General features: G+C 73.0%; 16 protein-coding genes. 9 read left to right on the forward strand and 7 right to left on the reverse strand.

From position 1 onward, the window contains the following. Positions 1-66: 66 nt before the first annotated feature. Positions 67-2139: a neutral/alkaline ceramidase gene (locus ACFOWE_RS10085; protein WP_377286948.1), complete on the forward strand. Its 2073-nt coding sequence runs from the start codon at positions 67-69 to the stop codon at positions 2137-2139. A gap of 252 nt (positions 2140-2391) precedes the next feature. Next, on the forward strand, positions 2392-3186 hold the full coding sequence (gene proC, locus ACFOWE_RS10090) for a pyrroline-5-carboxylate reductase (RefSeq protein WP_377286949.1): 795 nt from the start codon (positions 2392-2394) through the stop codon (positions 3184-3186). A gap of 124 nt (positions 3187-3310) precedes the next feature. Here the strand turns inward: proC and ACFOWE_RS10095 are convergent, their stop codons facing one another. The 4 genes from ACFOWE_RS10095 to ACFOWE_RS10110 form a co-directional block, all read right to left on the reverse strand. Further along, complete coding sequence (locus ACFOWE_RS10095; protein WP_377286950.1) at positions 3311-4015, reverse strand: ABC transporter permease; 705 nt, start codon at positions 4013-4015, stop codon at positions 3311-3313. 38 nt (positions 4016-4053) lie between these two features. Next, a complete protein-coding gene (locus tag ACFOWE_RS10100) occupies positions 4054-4983 on the reverse strand; it encodes an ABC transporter ATP-binding protein (RefSeq protein WP_377286952.1) in 930 nt (309 codons plus the stop codon). A 122-nt stretch (positions 4984-5105) separates the two neighbouring features. Continuing rightward, positions 5106-5771 carry a response regulator gene (locus tag ACFOWE_RS10105; protein WP_377286953.1) on the reverse strand — a complete coding sequence of 222 codons (666 nt, stop codon included), beginning with the start codon at positions 5769-5771 and terminating at the stop codon, positions 5106-5108. Further along, positions 5768-6940 (reverse strand): sensor histidine kinase, encoded by a 1173-nt coding sequence (locus ACFOWE_RS10110; RefSeq protein WP_377286954.1) that lies wholly within the window; start codon positions 6938-6940, stop codon positions 5768-5770. The genes ACFOWE_RS10105 and ACFOWE_RS10110 overlap by 4 nt, the downstream gene beginning before the upstream one ends. Before the next feature lie 183 nt (positions 6941-7123). Here ACFOWE_RS10110 and ACFOWE_RS10115 point away from each other — a divergent pair, with 183 nt between their 5' ends. From ACFOWE_RS10115 to ACFOWE_RS10145, 7 genes are all read left to right on the forward strand, one after another. Next, the gene (locus ACFOWE_RS10115; RefSeq protein WP_377286955.1) at positions 7124-8287 is read left to right on the forward strand and encodes an acetoin utilization protein AcuC; all 1164 of its coding nucleotides are present in this window, start codon (positions 7124-7126) and stop codon (positions 8285-8287) included. 119 nt (positions 8288-8406) lie between these two features. Continuing rightward, entirely contained in the window at positions 8407-9186 is a 780-nt protein-coding gene (locus ACFOWE_RS10120; RefSeq protein ID WP_377287127.1) for a phosphatase, read from the forward strand. Between the two features lie 322 nt (positions 9187-9508). After that, a complete protein-coding gene (locus tag ACFOWE_RS10125) occupies positions 9509-9712 on the forward strand; it encodes a helix-turn-helix domain-containing protein (RefSeq protein WP_377286956.1) in 204 nt (67 codons plus the stop codon). A 210-nt stretch (positions 9713-9922) separates the two neighbouring features. After that, positions 9923-10021: a 30S ribosomal protein bS22 gene (locus ACFOWE_RS10130; RefSeq protein WP_018654693.1), complete on the forward strand. Its 99-nt coding sequence runs from the start codon at positions 9923-9925 to the stop codon at positions 10019-10021. A gap of 23 nt (positions 10022-10044) precedes the next feature. Then, positions 10045-11070 carry an NAD-dependent epimerase/dehydratase family protein gene (locus ACFOWE_RS10135; RefSeq protein WP_377286958.1) on the forward strand — a complete coding sequence of 342 codons (1026 nt, stop codon included), beginning with the start codon at positions 10045-10047 and terminating at the stop codon, positions 11068-11070. Beyond that, positions 11067-12137 (forward strand): lysophospholipid acyltransferase family protein, encoded by a 1071-nt coding sequence (locus tag ACFOWE_RS10140; protein WP_377286959.1) that lies wholly within the window; start codon positions 11067-11069, stop codon positions 12135-12137. The genes ACFOWE_RS10135 and ACFOWE_RS10140 overlap by 4 nt, the downstream gene beginning before the upstream one ends. Before the next feature lie 191 nt (positions 12138-12328). Then, positions 12329-13354: an alpha/beta fold hydrolase gene (locus ACFOWE_RS10145; RefSeq protein ID WP_377286961.1), complete on the forward strand. Its 1026-nt coding sequence runs from the start codon at positions 12329-12331 to the stop codon at positions 13352-13354. A 126-nt stretch (positions 13355-13480) separates the two neighbouring features. Here ACFOWE_RS10145 and ACFOWE_RS10150 read toward each other — a convergent pair whose 3' ends face one another. The 3 genes from ACFOWE_RS10150 to ACFOWE_RS10160 all read right to left on the reverse strand — a co-directional run bounded on the left by ACFOWE_RS10150 (position 13481) and on the right by ACFOWE_RS10160 (position 15883). Further along, complete coding sequence (locus ACFOWE_RS10150) at positions 13481-14347, reverse strand: HAD family hydrolase (RefSeq protein ID WP_377286962.1); 867 nt, start codon at positions 14345-14347, stop codon at positions 13481-13483. A 75-nt stretch (positions 14348-14422) separates the two neighbouring features. Continuing rightward, positions 14423-15115, reverse strand: coding sequence for a DUF5667 domain-containing protein (locus tag ACFOWE_RS10155; RefSeq protein WP_377286963.1), 693 nt, complete (start codon positions 15113-15115; stop codon positions 14423-14425). A 123-nt stretch (positions 15116-15238) separates the two neighbouring features. After that, positions 15239-15883, reverse strand: coding sequence for a sigma-70 family RNA polymerase sigma factor (locus tag ACFOWE_RS10160; protein WP_377286964.1), 645 nt, complete (start codon positions 15881-15883; stop codon positions 15239-15241). Positions 15884-15915: the final 32 nt, after the last annotated feature.

Raw genomic sequence — 15915 nt, forward strand, 5'->3', positions numbered from 1 at the left:
CCGGACGGTCCCGGCGCCCTCCCCGCCGGTCCACCCCCCGACCGTTACCACCCCCCGGGAGACCGCATGCGGTCCGCGCGTTCCAGAACCCGTCCCCTGGCCGTCCTGCTCGCCGCGGCGCTCGCCGTACCGCTCGCCGCGGCGCTCACCGGCGCACCGCCGGCGGCGGCGCACGCCGGCACGGCCCCGGCGGGGCCCGAGCCCTATCTGGTCGGCCGGGGCGTCTCCGACGTCACCGGGGAGATCGCCGAGGTCGGCATGATGGGCTACTCCAGCTTCGAGCAGAAGGCCACCGGGCTGCACCAGCGCCAGCGCTCCCGGGCCTTCGTCGTGGTCGACCGGGCCACCGGTGGGCGGGTCGCCTACGTCAACGCCGACCTCGGCATGATCTTCGACGCGGTCCGGCAGGCGGTGGTCGCCAAGCTGAAGCAGCGGTACGGCGGGCTCTACGACGAGCGGAACGTGCTGCTGTCGGCGACGCACACGCACGCCGGTCCGGGCGGCTTCTCCCACCACCTGGCCTACAACCTCGCGATCCTCGGCTTCCAGGAGAAGACCTTCGGCGCGGTCGTCGACGGCATCGTGGAGTCGATCGCCGAGGCCCACGACGACCTGAGGCCCGGCACCATCACCCTGGGCAGGGGCGAGCTGACCGACGCCAGCGTGAACCGGTCCCGCACGGCCTTCGAGCGGAACCCGGAACGGGACAGGGCGGCCTTCCCCGGCGCGATCGACCCGGCGATGACCGTCCTGCGCCTGCGGCAGGGCGGCGCCGACGTGGGCGCGATCAGCTGGTTCGCCACCCACAACACGTCCCTGACCAACGCCAACACCCTCGTCAGCGGCGACAACAAGGGGTACGCGGCCTACCGGTGGGAGCACGACCACGCGGGCGTGCGCTACCTGGACGACGAGCCGGGCTTCGTCGCGGCCTTCCCCAACACCAATGCCGGGGACATGTCGCCCAACCTGAACCTCAGGCCCGGCTCAGGGCCGACCGAGGACGAGTTCGCCAACACCCGGATCATCGGCGAGCGCCAGTTCGCCAGGGCGAAGGAGATCTACGACGGCGCCGCGATCCCGGTCACCGGCGGCGTCGACGCCCGGCTGCGCTTCGTCGACATGGAGAACGTCGCCGTCGACGGCAGGTACACCCCGGACGGGAAGCCGGGCCGCACCTGCACCGCCATGGTCGGCGCGTCCACGATCGCCGGCAGCACCGAGGACGGCCCGGCCATCCCCGGCTTCCGGGAGGGCATGACCGGTCCCATCGGGTCCCTTCTGGCCTCGCTCGACGTCCGGCCGTCGGCGTCGCTGCTGGCCTGCCAGGCGCCCAAGGCCAACCTGGTGCCGACGGGCATGATCACCGCGCCGGTCCCGGTGACACCGAGGATCCTGCCGCTGCAGATCATGAGGATCGGGCGGCTGCACCTGGTGGCGGGCCCCGCCGAGTTCACGATCGTGGCCGGGCTGCGCGTGCGGCGCACGGTCGCGGAGGAACTGGGCGTGCCGCTGGAGGACGTGCTGCTGCAGGGCTACGCCAACGCCTACAGCCAGTACGTGACCACGCCGGAGGAGTACAGGCTCCAGCAGTACGAGGGCGGCTCGACGCTGTACGGTCCGCACACCCTCCCCGCCTACCAGCAGGAGTTCGCCAAGCTCGCCGCGGCCATGCGGGACGGCGCCCCGGTCGATCCGGGCCAGGCCCCGCCCGACCTGTCGGAGCGGCAGTTCACCCTCCAGACGGGCGTGGTGCTCGACAGCGCGCCGCCGTCCACCTCGTTCGGGCAGGTGCTGGCCCAGCCCGCCGCCTCCTACCGGCGCGGCGAGCGGGTGGAGGCCGAGTTCGTCACCGGGCACCCGAAGAACGACCTGCACCGCAACGGGACCTTCCTGGAGGTGCAGCGCCTGGCCGACGGCCGGTGGGAGCGCCACCTGGACGACGGCGACTGGGCGACGCGGTTCCGCTGGACCCGTCTCAACCCGCTCGCCGGAACGTCCAAGGCCACCGTCACCTGGGACATCGGCCCGGACACCCCGGCCGGCACCTACCGCGTGGTCCATTTCGGCGACCGGCGGAACCTGCTGGGCAGGATCACCCCGTTCACGGGCGTCTCCCGGAGCTTCACCGTGTCCTGACGTCCTGACGTCCTGGCGTCCTGGCGTCCTGACGCCTCGACGTCCCGGCCTCCCGACGCCTCGACGTCCGGGCGGTCCGGCGTCCCGGCGCCGGTGCCGGCGCCCCGCCCCGAGTCCCACCGGGTTCCCCGGCCCGTCCACCCGGGAACCCGCCGGGCGCGGGAGCGCCGGACTCGCCGCGATCCCGCCCCGGTGCACCCCGTAGGCTGGTCATTCCCGACCGCCCCCTATGCAAGAGCAAGGTGTACCCGCATGATCGCGATTCTCGGAACCGGGAAGATGGGCGAGGCGCTGCTGTCCGGGCTGCTCCGCGCCGGGACCAGTCCGGACGGCGTGATCGCGACCGCCCGGCGCGCGGAGCGTGCCGAGGCGCTGCGGGAGCGGTACGGCGTGCGGGTGCTGTCCAATCCCGAGGCCGTCAAGAACGCCGGCACCCTCGTCCTCGCGGTCAAGCCGCAGGACATGGCGGCGCTGCTGACGGAGATCGCCCCCTACGTCCCGGCGGACGCCCTGGTGATCTCGGCGGCGGCGGGCATCACGACCTCGTTCGTGGAGGACCGGCTCGAGGGCGAGGTCCCGGTGGTCCGGGTCATGTCCAACACGCCGGTGCTGGTGGACGAGGCGATGAGCGTGATCTCCGCGGGAAGCCACGCCGGCGAGGAGCACCTGCGGCGCACCGAGGAGATGCTCCGGCCGGTCGGCAAGGTGCTGCGCATCCCCGAGTCCCAGCAGGACGCCGCCACCGCGCTCTCCGGCAGCGGTCCCGCCTACTTCTTCTACCTGGTCGAGGCGATGGTCGACGCCGGCATCCTGCTCGGCATGCCCCGGGCCGCCGCGCTCGACATGGTCACCCAGTCGATCGTCGGCGCCGCCATCATGCTCCGCGACTCGGGCGAGCACCCGGTCATCCTCCGCGAGGCCGTCACCTCGCCCGGCGGCACCACCATCGCGGCCATCGCCGAGCTGGAGCGCCACAGCGTCCGCGCGGCCTTCCTCGCCGCGATCGAGGCGGCCCGGGACCGCGGCCGCCAGCTCGCCTCCGGCTGACGCGCCGCAGGCCCGCCCGTACGGAACGGGGCCCCCGCCGATCCGGCGGGGGCCCCGTTTCCGTCCGCGCCCTCGGGCGCGCGGGTCTCGGGCGGGCACGGGGCCGCGGACGGCGCCCGCGCCGTCAGGCGTCCCGGCGCCGCAGCAGCACCGCGGCGGCGACCAGGGTGACCGCGACCCAGGCGCAGTAGACCCCGAAGCCGGTCCAGGGGCCGAGCTGCCCCTCCATGACCTCGACGCGGACGATCTGGTCGCCGGCGTTGGTGGTGAAGTGCTTGCGCACCGTCTCACCCCACTCGCCGGGCAGCATGGCGGTCATCTGCGGCAGGACGAAGATCAGTGCGACCGCCGAGACGATCGCGCCGGGGGTGTGCCGGATCAGCGCGCCGAGCGCCAGGCCGAAGATCCCGCTCGCCGTGATGAGCAGCGCGGAGCCGATGACCGCCCGCAGCACGCCGGGGTCGCCGAGCGCGACGCCCTTGTCCCCGAGCACCGCCTGCCCGGCGAGGAACGCCGCGAACGACGCCGCCAGCGAGACGGTGAAGGCCACCGCCGTGAAGACCGCGGTCTTGGCGGTCAGCATCCGCAGGCGGCCGGGGACCGCGAGCAGGGTGGTGCGGATCATGCCGGTGCGGTACTCGCCGCTGATGACCAGGACGCCGAGGGAGGCCATCGCCAGCGAGGCGAACGCGTAGCCGGAGAGGCTGAGCATGGTGGCGTCGGAGAGCATGGAGTCTTCCCCCAGTTCCCTGGAGGTCGCGGTGATCAGCACTCCGAACCCGACCATCAGCGCCACGGCCGTCAGCAGCGTCCACATGGTGGACCGCACCGAGCGGATCTTGGTCCATTCCGATCGAAGTACGCCCGTCATGCCCGCGCTCCCGTGTACTCGGCGCTGTCCTGGGTCAGTTCCATGTACGCCGCCTCCAGGGACGGCGCGACCGGCGTCAGCTCGTGCAGCGCGAGCCCGGCCCCCGCCGCGGCCTCGCCGACCGCCTCGGCGCCCATGCCCGTCACCCGCAGGTGGTCGCCGTGGAGCGACACCTCCACCCGCGTCCCCGCGCCGTTCGGGCCCCCGTTCCCGCCGAGCACCCGCGCGAGCTCCGGCAGGCGCGGCGCGCGCACCCGGACGTACGCCTGGGAACTGCGGCCGATGAACTCGTCCACGCCGGTGTCGGCGATGAGCCGGCCCCGGCCGATGACGACCAGGTGGTCGGCGGTCTGGGCCATCTCGCTCATCAGGTGGCTGGAGACGAACACCGCGCGGCCCTCGGCGGCCAGGTCCCGCATCAGCGTGCGGATCCAGAGGATGCCCTCGGGGTCGAGCCCGTTCACCGGCTCGTCGAAGAGCAGGATCTCCGGGTCGCCGAGGAGGGCGGCGGCGATGCCCAGCCGCTGCGACATGCCCAGCGAGAAGCCGCCGGCGCGGCGGCGCGCCACCGCGGTCAGCCCGGTGAGGGCGAGCACCTCCGCCACCCGGGAGGCGGGGATGCCGTTGCTCTGCGCCAGGCAGAGCAGGTGGTCGCGGGCGCTGCGCCCGCCGTGGACGGCCTTGGCGTCCAGCAGCGCGCCGACCTTGCGCAGGGGGTTCCTGAGCTCGCCGTACGGCGTGCCGTCGATGAGGGCCGTGCCCTCGCTCGGCCGGTCCAGGCCGAGGATCATGCGCATGGTGGTCGACTTGCCCGCGCCGTTGGGGCCGAGGAAGCCGGTCACCTGGCCGCGCCGGACCTCGAAGGAGAGGCCGTCCACGGCGACGGTCGATCCGTACCGCTTGGTGAGCGATCTGACGTCAATCATGCTCACAGCCTCCCGCCCGCCGGGCCGCGGAACATCGTGCCGCGGGACGGTTCGCGTGCTGGGAGCGCGGTACGGCATCCGCCGCCGGGTAGGACCCTGCTCCTATCCCCGGCTCCCTGCCCCTACCGCCCGGGGGCCACCAGGCCCGTCTCGTAGGCGACGATCACCGCCTGGGCGCGGTCGCGCGCGCCGATCTTGGCGAAGAGGCTGGTGACGTGGTTCTTCACGGTGGACGGTGAGACGGTCAGCCGTCCGGCGATCTCGTCGTTGGAGTGCCCGCGCGCGATGAGCGCGAGCACCTCCCGCTCGCGCCCGGTCAGGGAGCCGAGCCCGTCGGGGGCGGGCACGGGCGCCGGCCGGGGCCGGTCGGCGCGGACGAATGTGCCGATCAGGCGGGTCAGCAGCCGGGGCGCCACGGCGGCCTCGCCCCGGTGCACGGTCCGCACCCCCGCCACGAGGTCCTCGGGCGAGATGTCCTTGGGCAGGAACCCCGAGGCCCCGGCGCGGAGCATCGCCATCACGTACTCGTCCAGGTCGAACGTGCTCAGGCCCAGCACCCGCGTCCCCGGGAGGGCCTCGCTGATCTCCCGGGTGGCCGCGACGCCGTCCTTGCCGGGCATGTGCACGTCCATCAGCACCACCTCGGGGCGCAGGCCGAGGCTGAGCCGTACGGCCTCGGCCCCGTCGGGGGCCTCGCCGACGACGGACATGTCGGGCTGGGCGTCGAGGATCATGCGGAACCCGGTGCGCACCAGGGCGTGGTCGTCGACCAGCAGCACGCTGATCACTTGCTCTCCTTCGGTGATGCCGGATCCGGTCCGGCCGAGGCCGGGATCCGGGCATGGACCCGGAAGCCCCCCGAGGGGCGCGGGCCGGTGTGCAGCTGTCCCCCGCAGAGCGCCACCCGCTCGGCCATGCCGCCCAGCCCGAATCCGCCGCCGCTGCGCTCCTGCCCGGGCCGCCCGCCGAGGCCGTCGTCGAGGACCTCCACCTCGACGGCTCCGGGGAGGTAGGCGAGCCGGACGCTCGCCCGGGCGCCGGCCGCGTGCTTGCGCGTGTTGGTGAGGGCCTCCTGCACGATCCGGTAGACGGCGTGGTCCACCGCCGCGGGCAGCGGGACGGCGTGCCCGGCCACCTCCAGCTCGGCCGGGAGCCCCGAGGCGCGCGCCTGCTCGACGAGGGCCGGGAGGGCGGCGGCGGTGGTCCCGGAGTGGTCGTCGGACTCGTCGCCGTCCTCCAGCCTCAGGACGTGCAGGAGCTGGCGCATCTCCGCCATCGCCTCGCGGCCCATGCGCTCGGCGGTGACGAGCGCCTCCTGGGCGCGCGCGGGGTCGCTCGCCATGGTCGTACGGCCGGCGCCGACCAGCACGTTGATGGTGGTGATGTGGTGGGCCACGACGTCGTGCAGCTCGCGGGCGATGCGGCGGCGCTCGGCGCGCACCGCGCCGTCGGCCGCCTGCTGCCGGCGGCGCGCGTGCAGCTCGCTCCTGAGCCGGAAGAACTGGCCCACGCCGGTGAAGATGAGCGGGAAGAGCACCGGGGCGATGAAGTAGGCCGGCTCCTTGGAGAGCACGGTCAGGTACAGCAGCGTGTACAGCGGCACGGAGGCGCCGGCGGCGGTCCAGGCCCGCCGGCCCGGCGCGTGGCGGCCCACGCTGTACAGGGCGACCGTGCTGGACAGGGTCCCGGGCTCGCTCAGGGTGAGCAGGGTGTTCAGCGCGTCCACGGGGAGGACGATGAGGACGGCCGCGACCGGGTGGCTCCGCCGCAGGATCAGGGGGAGGGCCCCGGCGCCGACGACCGCGGTGCCGAGGACGCGGTCGGGGTGGCCGGAGGGGAACATCACGGCCAGGGCCGCGCTCACCTCGAGCGTGAGGACCAGGGCGACCAGCAGCCCGTCGACCACCCGGGGACGCCTGAGAAACCGCCAGACCTTCCGTGCCCCCGCCACGCGCATGGCACGACAGAGTACGGCATGGCCGACAGAGCGGACATGTCGCCGGTTCCCGCTGTCCGGCCCGCCCCGGGGAAGCGACGGGGCGGAGGCCGTACTGTAACGTCGCCCACATCATCGCCGACATCGCCGACATCGTCGGCGTCGCCGACGTCGCCCGAGGAACGAGCCGAGGAGAGGGTGCGGATGAGCCGGTCGGTGCGGGTCGTGTGGGAGGACGCGCTCACCGCCTACGACTTCGGGCCCGGGCACCCGATGGCGCCCGTCCGGGTCGAACTCACCATGGCGCTGGCCCGGGAGCTGGGCGTGCTCGACGCCGTCGAGCTGGCCGGCTGCGCGCCCGCCACGGACGACGAGCTGGCCCTGGTCCACCGGCGCGACTACATCGAGGCCGTCAGGCGGGTCTCGGAGACCGGCGCGCCCGACCGCTCCGCCGGGCTGGGCACCGAGGACAACCCCGCCTTCGCCGGGGTGCACGAGGCCTCCGCGCTCATCGCCGGCGCCACGCTCGCGGCGGCCCGCGCGGTCTGGACGGGCGAGGCCGAGCACGCGGCGAACGTCGCGGGCGGGCTCCACCACGCGATGGCGGGCACCGCCAGCGGCTTCTGCGTCTACAACGACCCGGCGGTGGCCATCGCATGGCTGCTGGAGCAGGGCGCCTCCCGGGTCGCCTACGTGGACGTGGACGTCCACCACGGGGACGGGGTCCAGGCCCTGTTCTACGACGACCCCCGGGTGCTGACCATCAGCCTCCACGAGAGCCCCCGCACGCTCTTCCCGGGCACAGGCTTCCCCGACGAGCGCGGGGCGGAGGGCACCGCGGTGAACGTGGCGCTCCCGGCCGGCTGCGGGGACGGCGGCTGGCTGCGAGCCTTCCATGGGGTGGTGCCGCCGCTGCTGCGGGAGTTCGCCCCCGACGTCCTCGTCACCCAGCACGGCTGCGACAGCCACGCGCTGGACCCGCTGGCCCACCTGATGCTCAGCCTGGACGGGCAGCGTGCCGCCTACGCCGCCCTGCACGAGCTGGCGCACGAGACCGCGGGCGGCCGGTGGGTCGTGACCGGCGGCGGGGGATACGAGCTGGTGCAGGTGGTGCCCAGGGCCTGGACCCACCTGCTGGCCGAGGTGTCCGGCCGCCCGCTGGACCCGTTCACCGCCACTCCGCCGGCGTGGCGGCAGCTGGTGCGGGAGCGGACCGGTGAGACGCCGCCGCTGAGGATGACGGACGGCAGGAAGCCGGAATTCACCGACCTGTCCACCGGTTATGACCCAGCAGACCCGGTCGACCGGGCGATCCTGGCGACCAGGAACGCCGTGTTCCCCTTCCACGGACTGGACCCGATCCCGTGACCGCAGCACCCGAGCCGAACCACCCGCGCCGCGAGGCTCCCGGCGGGGCCCCCGATCGAGCCCCCCGCGGCGCCCTCCACGATGCCCCCGGCGGCGCCTCCGGCGGGGCCGTCCCCCGCATGTCCCGTGCCGAGCTCCTCGACCACCTGGTCCGCACCCGGATCGCCGGCGACGTGGCGACCAGCCGGGAGAACAACCTCGACCACTACCGCTCCCTGGCCAACCGGGACCCGTACCACCTGTTCGGGCTGACCTTCGACGAGGGCTGGACCTACCGGGACGTGCTGGAGCTGATGGCCAAGTCCGCCGGCGTCGTGGCCGATCCGGCGCACCGCGAGGGCGCCGACACCATCGATCCGGAGCGCACGCTCGCCGCCGTCGAGGAGATGGGCGACGTGATCGCCGGAGTGCTCGCGACCGGCGGTCCGCGGATCCTGGTGGCGACCGGCCACCCCACGGGGCTGCTCACCGTCCACCTGGCGCTGGCCAGGCTGGCGCGCGAGTGCGGGGCGCACCTGCTGACCCCCGCCGAGGACTGGTCCTACGTGGGCTCCGGCTTCGGGCGCAGACGCAAGATCCGCTATCTCGACGACGTCGCCATGCTGGACGACCGCGGCGCCTTCGTCCACACCCACGACCCGGCCCCGATGGAGGCCATGCTCGCCGAGCTCGGGGAGGACCGCCCGGACCTGGTGATCGCCGACCACGGCTGGGCGGGAGCCGCGGGGGAGGCGGGCATCCTCACCGTGGGTTTCGCCGACAGCAACGACCCCGCCCTCTTCGTGGGCGAGGCGGAGGGCAAGATCGCGGTCACCGTACCGCTCGACGACAACGTGTTGCCGCGCCATTACGCTCCGCTGACCCGGCACCTCGTCGAGAGGGTCACGAGCGCTCTCTGAGGCGGGGGTGGCATGGATGCGGCCGTCCCTATACTGGCTTTTCACGCCTGCATTCCGGGCGGCTCGCCGCCCCTTTGCCAACTTTTTGGGCTTTGTGGGCGACTCTTATGAGAGAAGGCTGGCCCGTTCCAAGATCTTGGCGAGGGGGGCGGACCGGCCGCTGGCCAGCAAGTTTCTCTGTTCCGCTGACATTGGGCTACCGACACTGGGAAACTAGGGGGTTTGCGTGTTCGGAGTCCCGACTTACGCTGACGGCAGTAGACGTGCGTGAGCGATGGCACCAGTGGGGATAACCCGGAAACACGTGCGGAAGAGGCGTCCGATGGGTGCAGGCGAAAGACCTCTCAGTGAGGTGAAGTTCCTGACCGTGGCGGAGGTGGCCACGGTCATGAGGGTGTCCAAGATGACCGTGTACCGACTGGTCCACTCTGGGGAGTTGCCGGCCATCCGGGTCGGCCGGTCCTTCAGAGTGCCGGAGCAGGCGGTTCACGACTATCTCAAGGACGCGTACATCGAGGCGGGTTGAAGCGACCACGGGCCCGTTCCCGGCGGATGAGGCCGGCGGCGGGCGGGCCCGCGCCTCGCCGAGGTAGCGGCGCGCCCGTCGCGCCGTGAGTTCGAGTGCCCGGGACCCCGGGGCCTGCGGGCGATCCACCGCGGATCGCCGGTAGTCTGTTGACCCGGTGTGCGATCGCGCACCGGTTTGAAATCTCGGCTACCAGCTACTGGGGGTCCCGTGGGCTCTGTGATCAAGAAGCGCCGTAAGCGCATGGCGAAGAAGAAGCATCGCAAGCTTCTGAAGAAGACCCGCATCCAGCGGCGCAACAAGAAGTAGCAACGCGGACCTGCGAGGCGTCGATGACCCACACCGTGCTCGTCACCGGGGTCTCGCGCCACATCGGCGCCCGGGTGGCGAGCGTTCTCGCTGCCGACCCGGACATCGGCCGGGTCATCGGAGTGGACACGGTGCCGCCGCCCTCGCTCTCACGTGATGGCGGCGTACCACTCGGCAGGACGGAGTTCGTCCGGGTCGACCTGCGCAGCCCCGACATCGCCAGGGTGATCGCGGCCGCCGACATCGACACCGTGGTCCACGTGGGCCTGGTGAGCGTTCCCCCGAGGAGCGGCGGCCGTGCCCTGATGAAGGAGCACAACGTCATCGGCACCATGCAGCTGCTCGGTGCCTGCCAGCGGTCCGCGACGGTCCGCCGCGTCGTCGTGCGCTCGACCACCGCCGTGTACGGCTCGTCCCCCCGGGACCCGGCCGTCTTCACCGAGGACGCCGAGCCCGCCGAGCCTCCCGGCCACGGATACGCCAAGGACGCCGCCGAGGTCGAGGGGTACGTCCGCGGCTTCGCCCGGCGGCGCCGTGACGTGACCGTGTCGACGCTCCGGTTCGCCAACTTCATGGGCCCGGGCGTCGACTCGCCGTTGACCCGCTACTTCTCCCAACCGGTGCTGCCGACGGTGCTCGGCTTCGACCCCCGGCTGCAGTTCGTCCACGAGGACGACGCGGTCGAGGTGCTGCGCCGGACGGCCATGGAGGACCACCCCGGGACGTTCAACGTGGCCGGGGACGGGGTGCTCCTGCTCTCGCAGTGCCTGCGGCGGGCCGGTCTGCTCCCGGTGCCGGTCCCCTCCCCGGCCTTCCAGCTGCTGGGCGAGGTCGCCCGGAGCGCTGGACTGGTGAACTTCTCTCCGGAGCAGCTCCGGCTCATGTGCCACGGCCGCGTGGTGGACACCACCCGGCTGGCCGCGGCCCTGGGCTGGAAGCCCAAGTTCTCCACGGGCGCGGCCTTCGAGGACTTCCTCCGCGCCAAGGGCCCGCTCGGCGGGCTGCCCGGCGCCGTGGTGGACGCCCTCTCTCATATGGTGGTGAGATGAGCGCGAGGGCGGGCCGGGCCGGAGAACCCCACGAGGCGCAGGTGATCCCGATCTCCCGGGCCCGTGCCGGGCACGGGCCGGCGGGCTCCGGCGGCGACGGGACGGACACCCCCGGCGGGCCCCCAGATGGGGCCCCGGGCGGGACCTCCGGTGGCACCCCCGGCCAGGGCCGCGATGAGGGACACGGTGAGGGACACGGTGACCCCTGGACCGGGGACGGCCGCGACGACGACCGCCTGGCCGCCTTCCTGGCGTTCCTGCGCCGCCGCCTCACCGGGCAGTACGAGGTCGACGAGTTCGGCTTCGATCCCGAGTTGACCGACAAGGTGCTGCTGGAGCTGATCCGCCCGCTCTACCGCCACTGGTTCCGGGTCGAGACGGTCGGCATCGAGAACGTTCCAGGCGACTGCGGGGCCCTGATCGTGGCCAACCACTCGGGCACCATCCCGGTCGACGCGCTCATGCTCCAGGTCGCCCTGCACGACGACCACCCCGACCGGCGGCCGGTCCGGCTGCTCGGCGCGGACCTGGTCTACCAGCTCCCGCTCCTCGGTCACCTGTCCCGCAAGACAGGCCACACCCTGGCCTGCCGCCAGGACGCCGACCGGCTCCTGCGCAAGGGCGAGCTGGTGGGGGTCTTCCCCGAGGGCTTCAAGGGCGTCGGCAAGCCGTTCTCCGAGCGGTACCGGCTGCAGCGTTTCGGCCGGGGCGGGTTCGTCGCCTCGGCGATCAGGGCCGGGGTCCCGATCGTGCCCTGCGCGATCGTGGGGGCCGAGGAGATCTACCCGAAGATCGGCGACCTGCGCCTCCTCGCCAGGGCGCTCGGCCTGCCGTACCTGCCGGTCACCCCGCTGTTCCCGTGGCTCGGCCCGCTGGGGCTGGTCCCGCTCCCGTCCAAGTGGATGATCGGCTTCGGTGAGCCCATCCGCACGGACGAGTACGATCCGGCCGACGCGGACGACCCGATGCTGGTCTTCAACCTCACCGACCACGTGCGCGAGGTCATCCAGCAGCAGCTGGACGAGCTCCGGCTCCGGCGGGGCCACGCGTTCCCGCCCTTCTTCTGATCCCCGGGCCCCTGCAGCCCCCTGCGCCGCCCTCTCCGTCCCCCGGCCGTGCCCGCGGCCGCTCCTGGAGCGTTTCCGTGTGTCCGGGAGGTGAACCGGCGGCGATTTTTATTAGGCATGACGTCTAACAGATGGGGCTTTTGCCCGATATCGTGTGCTCAGCATCGAGCTTCCGAACATTGGGAGGAGCCATGGCCGCACGCCGTACCGCGACGAAGGCCGCACTCGCCGGACTGGCCGTGGGGGTGGCCCTGGGGATCGCCGGGCGGCGCAGGGGCGGGCAGGCGGGCGCGGCCCTCGGCGGGCACCGGGGACGGCCGGTCACGGTCACCGTCGACGACGGCGTCCAGCTCGCGGTGGACGTCGAGGAGGCGGAGGACGCGAAGTTCGCGGTGGTCTTCGCGCACGGCTGGACGATGAACCGGCACTGCTGGCACTTCCAGCGGGAGGCCTTCGCCGGCCGGGCCACCCTCGTCTTCTACGACCAGCGGGGACACGGCGGCTCCTCGGCGGGGGCGTTCGACGCCTGCACGATCGACCGGCTCGGCGACGACCTGGCCGCGGTGATCACCGAGGCCGTGCCGGAGGGGCTCCCGGTGGTGCTGGTCGGGCACTCCATGGGCGGAATGACGATCATGGCCTTCGCCGAGCGCCACCCGGGACTGCTGGCCTCCCGGGTGGTGGGGGCGGCGCTGCTCAGCACGTCGTCGGGGCGGCTGGGAGAGAGCACGTTCGGGCTCCCCGGCCCGGTCGGCAGGCTCGCCCCGGTCGTCACCCCGATCGTGTTCGAGCGCCTGCACGCCCGCGCGGCCCTCGTCGACCGCAACGTCGCGCTCAAGACGCGCACCAACCTGCCGGTGACCCGCTACGTCGCCTTCGGCCCCGGCGCGCGCCGGGAGCATGTGCGGTTCGTCAACGAGATGGCCGCCTCCACGCCGACCGAGGTCATGGTCGGGTTCTTCAACGACTTCCGGGTCCACGACAAGCACAGGGCACTGGCCGCGCTCGGCTCGGTGGAGACCCTCGTCATGGTCGGCGCGCGCGACCGCCTGACGCCGAAGGTCCACAGCCACCGCATCGCCGAGGCCGTGCCCGGCGCCCGGCTGCAGATCGTGCCCGGCGCCGGTCACATGATCGGCCTGGAGCGCGCCGGGACGGTGAACGCGGCCCTGGCCGGGCTCTTCGACCGGGCTCTGGAACGCGCGGCGGGACGGTAACGGGCCGGCAGGGCGGATGCGGGACCGCACGGGTCGGGCCGGATCACGCGCGTCAGGGCGTGTGGGCTGCACGGGTCAGGCCGGATCGCACGGTTCAGGGCGCGTGGGCCGGGCGGGCCGCGTGGGTCAGACCGAGCGGTAGTGACGGCGCAGGGCGATGGCGGCGGCGACGCCGCCCGCCACGGCCCCGGCCCCGGCCGCGATCGGCAGGCCGACCATCGTGGCCTTACGGCCGGTGCGGAAGTCCTTGATCTCCCACTTGTTCTCCCGGGCGTGGTCACGCAGCTCGGAGTCGGGGTTGATCGCCACGGGCTGGCCGACCAGGGAGAGCAGCGGCAGGTCGTTGGCCGAGTCGCTGTAGGCGAAGCAGCGGTCCAGGTCGAGGCCCTCCCTGCGGGCCAGCGCCCGTACGGCCTCCGCCTTGGCGGGGCCGTGGAGCAGGTCGCCGACCAGGCGGCCGGTGTAGACGCCGTCCACCGTCTCGGAGACGGTCCCGAGGGCGCCGGTGAGGCCGAGCCGCTGGGCGATCACCCGGGCGAGCTCGATCGGGGTGGCGGTGACCAGCCAGACGCGCTGGCCGGCGTCCAGATGGCTCTGGGCGAGGGCGCGGGTGCCGGGCCAGATGCGGTCGGCCATGGACTCGTCGTAGATCTCCTCGCCGAGGCGGACGATGTCCTCCACCCGGCTGCCCGCCACGAAGGCCAGCGCGGTCTCCCTGGCCTCGGCGATGTGCTCGGGGTTCTCGTCGCCGCGGACGCGGAACACCGCCTGGCCGAGCGCGAACCTGAGCAGGTCGCGCGTGGTGAACAGGCCCCGGGAGGCCAGACCGCGGGCGAAGTGGTAGATCGAGGCGCCGCGCATCATGGTGTTGTCGACGTCGAAGAAAGCGGCGGCGGTCGGGTCGGGTTCGGCCATCGGCAGCGCGACGGCCGCCGCGGCCGCCACCTCCCCGGCCCGCTCAGCCGCACTCCGCCGTCGTATCAGCCGCTTCATAACACCTCAGCCTAACCGGTGCGGGATGCCGCGACCGGTGTACGCCGGGCCGGAGGGCCACGTTTCACCCGCCCGTCATCCGGGCGGCGCCAGGCCTTCGATGTAGTTGAGGTACCCGTTCGCCCGGCGCTGGTTCTCCTCGTCCATCTTGGGCAGCATGCCCTCGATCCGGTTGCGCTGCTTGCGGACGAAACGCTGGAGGTGCCCGGTGACCTCCGCGGCGTCCTCCTTGTCGCTGCGCCGTACCCGGGTCAGTGAGGTGACCGCGGAGCGGGTGGTGTCCTCCATGGCCTCCAGGGCCTGGCCGACCAGCGCGCTCTCGTCCCGCGCGGCGGAGCCGAGCAGCTCCTCGACCTCGTCGGCGCGGGTGGAGGCGGACTGCAGGCTGCGGTCGGCCCGCTCCGCCTCGTCGGTGCTCAACTGGAGCAGGGTGTTCTCGGCGGCGCGTTTGAGCGGGTAGAACACGTCGCCGGGCACCGACCGGTAGATGGCCAGGCCCGTGCCCACCATGCAGACGGCCAGGGCGGCGCTCAGCAGCCGGGGGAGCAGCACCGGCCTTGCGCGCGGGGCCCTGTGCCGCGCCGGGACCCGTCCGCCGGAGACGTCGCCGGAGAGGTCCCCGGCCGGGGAGGCGTTCACGAGGCGCTCGCGGAGCTCGGCCCGGAACTCCGGCCGGGGGGCGCCTTCCAGCCGCGTGCCGAGTTCCGCCACGCGGTGCCGGGCGTGCGTCCGCGATCTCCGTGAGAGTCCGGACCGCCACCTACCCATGAATGCTCCCTGCCGCCCCCGGAAGATGACCCATCGGTTCACCTGCCTAACGACGGCCTGGCACACGGGTTACGCGGCCGTCGTGATCTCCGGTCGCGGGATCCGCCGCCGCCATGGGAAGGCTCAGCCGAGGTCCGCCGGGAGCGCGCGGGCGAGCGCCCGGATCGCGCGGAACTGCAGAGCCTTGATGGCGCCGCTCTTCTTGCCCATGATGAGGGCGGTCTCGGCCAGGGACATGCCGTGCAGGAAGCGCAGGACCACGCACTCCTGCTGCTCGGGGCGGAGGGCGCGGACCGCGCGGAGCACCCGGTCGTTGACCATGGCGGCGACGACGGCGTTCTCGGGGATGTGCGGGCCGTCGAGCGGGGTCTCGAAGACCTCGGCCGTGGTGACCTCGAGCCGGTAGCGGCCCGACTTGAAATGGTCGGTCACGAGATTCCTGGCGATGGTCACGAGCCAGGCCCCGAAGTCACGCCCCTGCCAAGTGAAGTCGGCGATTCGGCGAAGCGCGCGGAGGAAGGTCTCGCTCGTGAGATCCTCGGCGAGCGGGTGGGATCCGACCCGGAGATAGATGTACCGGTAGACCAGGTCCAGATAGCGGTCGTAGAGCGTGCCGAACGCCTCTGTGTCTCCTGTCTTGGCGCGCAGGACGAGTCTTCTCAGTTCTTCTGACGCGTCCTCGCGCGAGGCGAGATCATTGCTGCGGGCTGGCGGGGCCACCCCGGTGACGGCCGGGAGGGGCCTGGCCAACGGCCACGTGTCTGGCATCCGGTATCCCTGGGGAGAAAGGGTGCGGCGTG

Source organism: Planomonospora corallina (genome assembly GCF_042650625.1).
Taxonomy (GTDB): domain Bacteria; phylum Actinomycetota; class Actinomycetes; order Streptosporangiales; family Streptosporangiaceae; genus Planomonospora_B; species Planomonospora_B corallina.